Below are 3,941 nucleotides of genomic sequence, written 5' to 3' on the forward strand. Positions count from 1 at the left end.
GGCATCCAGACCTTGTACGCCGAGGGCGTCCGTACCTTCCTGGAGCTGGGCCCCGACGCGGTGCTCACCGCGATGGCGCAGGACTGCCTGCCCGATGCCGACGAGGTCACCTTCGTGCCCGCGCTGCGCCGCAGCCGACCGGAGATCCAGACGGCCGGTGCGGCCCTGGGCCGGCTGCACGTCCAGGGCAGTGCGGTGGACTGGCCGGCGTTCTTCGCGGGGACCGGCGCCCGGCGCGTCGACCTGCCCACCTATGCCTTCCAGCGGCGCCGCTACTGGCCGAGCCGCTCGGCGTCACCGGGCGATGTCTCCTCCGCGGGACTTGTCGGCACCGACCATCCGCTGCTGGGCGCTGCGGTCGCACTGCCGGACGGCTGGGTCCTCACCGGCCGGCTGTCCCTCCAGTCGCACGGCTGGTTGGCCGACCACGCGGTCCTGGGCACCGTCCTGCTGCCCGCGACGGCCTTCGTCGACCTCGCGATCGAGGCCGCCGACCAGGTCGGTTGCGATGTGCTCGACGAGCTGACGCTGGAGGCCCCGCTGGTCCTGCCGCAGCGCGGCGCGGTGCAGCTGCGGGTCACTGTCGGCGAGGCCGACGACGCGGGCAGGCGCAGCCTGACCGTGCACTCCCGCCCGGAGGACGCGGCGCAGGACATGCCGTGGTCCCGGCACGCCGCCGGGGTGCTGGCCTCGGGCGCCAAGGCGGCCAGGGAGCCGATGTCGGCCGAGTGGCCGCCCGCCGGGGCGGAGCCCGTGCCGGTCGACGGGCTCTACGACGACTTCGCCGAGCGGGGACTGGAGTACGGGCCGTCCTTCCAGGGGCTGACCGCCGCCTGGCGCAAGGGCGAGGAGATCTACGCCGACGTCTCCCTGCCGGAGGGCATGGAGGCCGGGCGGTTCGGCCTCAACCCCGCGCTGCTGGACGCCGCCCTGCACGCGATCGAGCTGGCCGACCCCGACGCCGAACAGGCCGAACTCCCCTTCGCCTGGAGCGGGGTGACGCTGTACGCCTCCGGCGCCACGGCGCTGCGGGTCACGGTCCGGGCCATCGCCGACGGCAACGGGATGTCCCTCGACATCGCCGACGCCGCCGGAGCCCCGGTCGCCTCCGTCGACTCGCTGTTGTTGCGGCAGGTCACGCGCGACCAGCTCGGTGGCGCACGGGTGGGCGACTCGTTGTTCCGGCTGGAGTGGGCTGCGCTGGATACGGCTGCGCTGGATACGGCCGCGGTGGCCGCGGGCGGGACGGACGGCATCGCGCGCTGGGTCGTGCTGGGCGCCGACGACGCACCCCTTCCGGCGCGGCTCCGCCAGGCCGACGCGCACGTCGAGACCTACGCCGACCTCGCTGCGCTCAGCGCGCGCGGCGGCGAGATGCCGGGCCTCGTCCTGGCGGCCTGCCTGCCCGTCGCCGACGGGACCGCCCCGGTGCACACCGAGACGCACAGGATGCTGACACTGATTCAGGCATGGCTGGGTGCACAGGAGTTCGCCTCCTCCCAGCTGGCGTTGGTGACCGACGCCGCGACCCTCGGGCACGCCGCCATCGGTGGCCTGGTGCGCTCCGTACAGTCGGAGTACCCGGGCCGCTTCCTGCTGATCGAGCTGGACGAATCGGCCGAGTCCTGCCGGGCACTTCCGGCTGCGGTGGCCTCCGGTGAGCCGCAGCTCGCGGTGCGCCACGGCGTCGTATCCGTCCCCCGGCTCACGCGGGCGACCGCCGCAGCAGGTGCGGGCCACGCCCAGCCCTGGGGCGCCGACGGCACGGTGCTGATCACCGGTGGCACTGGTTCGCTGGGTGCGCTGGTGGCCCGGCATCTGGTGGCTGAGCACGGGGTGCGGCAGCTGGTGCTGACCAGTCGTCGTGGCCTGGACGCCCCGGGTGCCGTCGAGTTGCGGGCCGAACTGGCCGGGCTGGGCGCCGAGGTGACCGTGGCTGCCTGCGATGTGTCGGACCGGGAGGCACTGGCCGCGCTGCTGGCCTCGGTGCCGGTCGAGCACCCGCTGACCGGCGTGGTGCACGCGGCCGGTGTGCTGGACGACAGCCTGCTGGTCTCGCTGACGCCCGAGCGGGTGGACGCGGTCTTCCGGCCCAAGGCGGACGCGGCGTGGCATCTGCACGAGCTCACCCGTGACCTCGGCCTCCGGGCCTTCGTCCTCTTCTCGTCCGCCGCCGGGGTGCTGGGCAACCTGGGCCAGGCCAACTACGCGGCAGCCAACGCCTTCCTGGACGCCCTGGCGCAGCACCGCCGGGCCGCCGGACTGGCCGGCGTCTCGCTGGCCTGGGGCCTGTGGCAGCGGGACGGCGGAATGGCCGGCGCGCTGGGCCAGGCGGACATCGACCGGATGACGCGGGAAGGATTCGCACCGCTGTCCGACGACGAGGGCCTGGCCCTGCTCGATGCCGCCGTCCGGATCAGCGGCCCCGGAGCCGCCGACGCCGCCCAGGCGCCCGAGGCCGGCGGGGAGCCCGGCGCCGTGCTCGTACCGATCCATCTGAACACCCGGACCCTGGCCGCCCAGGGCGACGTGCCCCCGATGCTGCGAGGCCTGGTGCGGGCCCCGGCGCGGCGTGCCGCGGCGGCAGGCTCCGGCACCGGATCCGGTGCGGCCGGCTCGGCCGCACTGCGGCAGATGCTGCTCCCGCTGCCGGAGGCGGAGCGCAAGGCGGCCCTGGTGGACCTGGTGCGCGCACACGTCGCCGCCGTGCTCGACTACGAGTCGGCCGCCGACGTGGACCCGCTGCGGTCGTTCAGCGAGATCGGCTTCGACTCGCTCACCGGCGTCGAGCTCCGCAACCGGCTCAGCGCGGCCACCGAGCTGCGGCTGTCCGCGGCGCTGGTGTTCGACTACCCGACTGCGGACGCGCTCGCCCACCATCTGCGTGGTGAGATCCTGGGCGACGTGCAGGCGGTGGCCGAGGCCGCGGTGCCGGTCCGGTCCATTGAGGACGACCCGATCGTCATCGTGGGCATGAGCTGTCGCTACCCGGGCGGGGTGTCCTCACCCGGTGAGCTGTGGCAGCTGCTGCTCTCGGGCGGCGACGCGATCTCGGACTTCCCCCAGGACCGCGGCTGGGACATCGAGTCGCTGTACCACCCGGACCCGGACCACCGCGGCACGACCTACACCCGGTCGGGCGGGTTCCTCCACCAGGCGGCAGGGTTCGACCCGGGGTTCTTCGGGATCTCGCCGCGTGAGGCGGCGGCGATGGACCCGCAGCACCGTCTGCTGCTCGAGGCGTCCTGGGAGGCTTTCGAGCGGGCCGGGATCGACCCGGTGTCGGTGCGCGGCAGCCGGACCGGCGTGTTCGCCGGTGTGATGTACAACGACTACGACTTCCTGGTGCAGCAGGCCGACGACCGGGTGGACGGCTTCCTTGGGACCGGCGGCAGTATCGCGTCCGGCCGGGTCGCCTACACCCTGGGTCTTGAAGGCCCGGCGGTGACGGTGGACACGGCGTGTTCGTCGTCGCTGGTCGCCCTGCACTGGGCGATCCAGGCGCTGCGCCAGGGCGAGTGCGAGATGGCGCTCGTCGGCGGCGTCACCGTCATGGCTACCCCGGAGACGTTCGTCGACTTCTCCCGGCAGCGGGGGCTCTCGGCGGACGGCCGCTGCAAGGCTTTCGCCGGTGCGGCGGACGGCACGGGCTGGGGCGAGGGTGTCGGCATGCTGCTGGTGGAGCGGCTGTCGGACGCGCGGCGCAACGGTCACCAGGTGCTGGCGGTGGTGCGTGGGTCGGCGGTGAACCAGGATGGTGCGAGTAACGGTCTGACGGCGCCGAACGGTCCCTCGCAGCAGCGGGTGATCCGTCAGGCGCTGGCCGGGGCCGGTCTGGCGACCACCGATGTGGACGCGGTGGAGGCGCATGGCACGGGTACCCGGCTGGGTGACCCGATCGAGGCGCAGGCGCTGCTGGCCACCTATGGCCAGGACCGGGC

General features: G+C 74.1%; 1 protein-coding gene. It reads left to right on the forward strand.

Going from position 1 to position 3,941, the window contains the following annotated elements; translation table 11 throughout:
* On the forward strand, positions 1–3,941 hold a 3,941-nt coding region (locus tag ACFT7S_RS38550), incomplete at both ends, for a type I polyketide synthase (RefSeq protein WP_382741202.1).

The sequence above is a fragment of the Streptomyces sp. NPDC057136 genome, assembly GCF_042670885.1.
GTDB lineage: Bacteria > Actinomycetota > Actinomycetes > Streptomycetales > Streptomycetaceae > Streptomyces.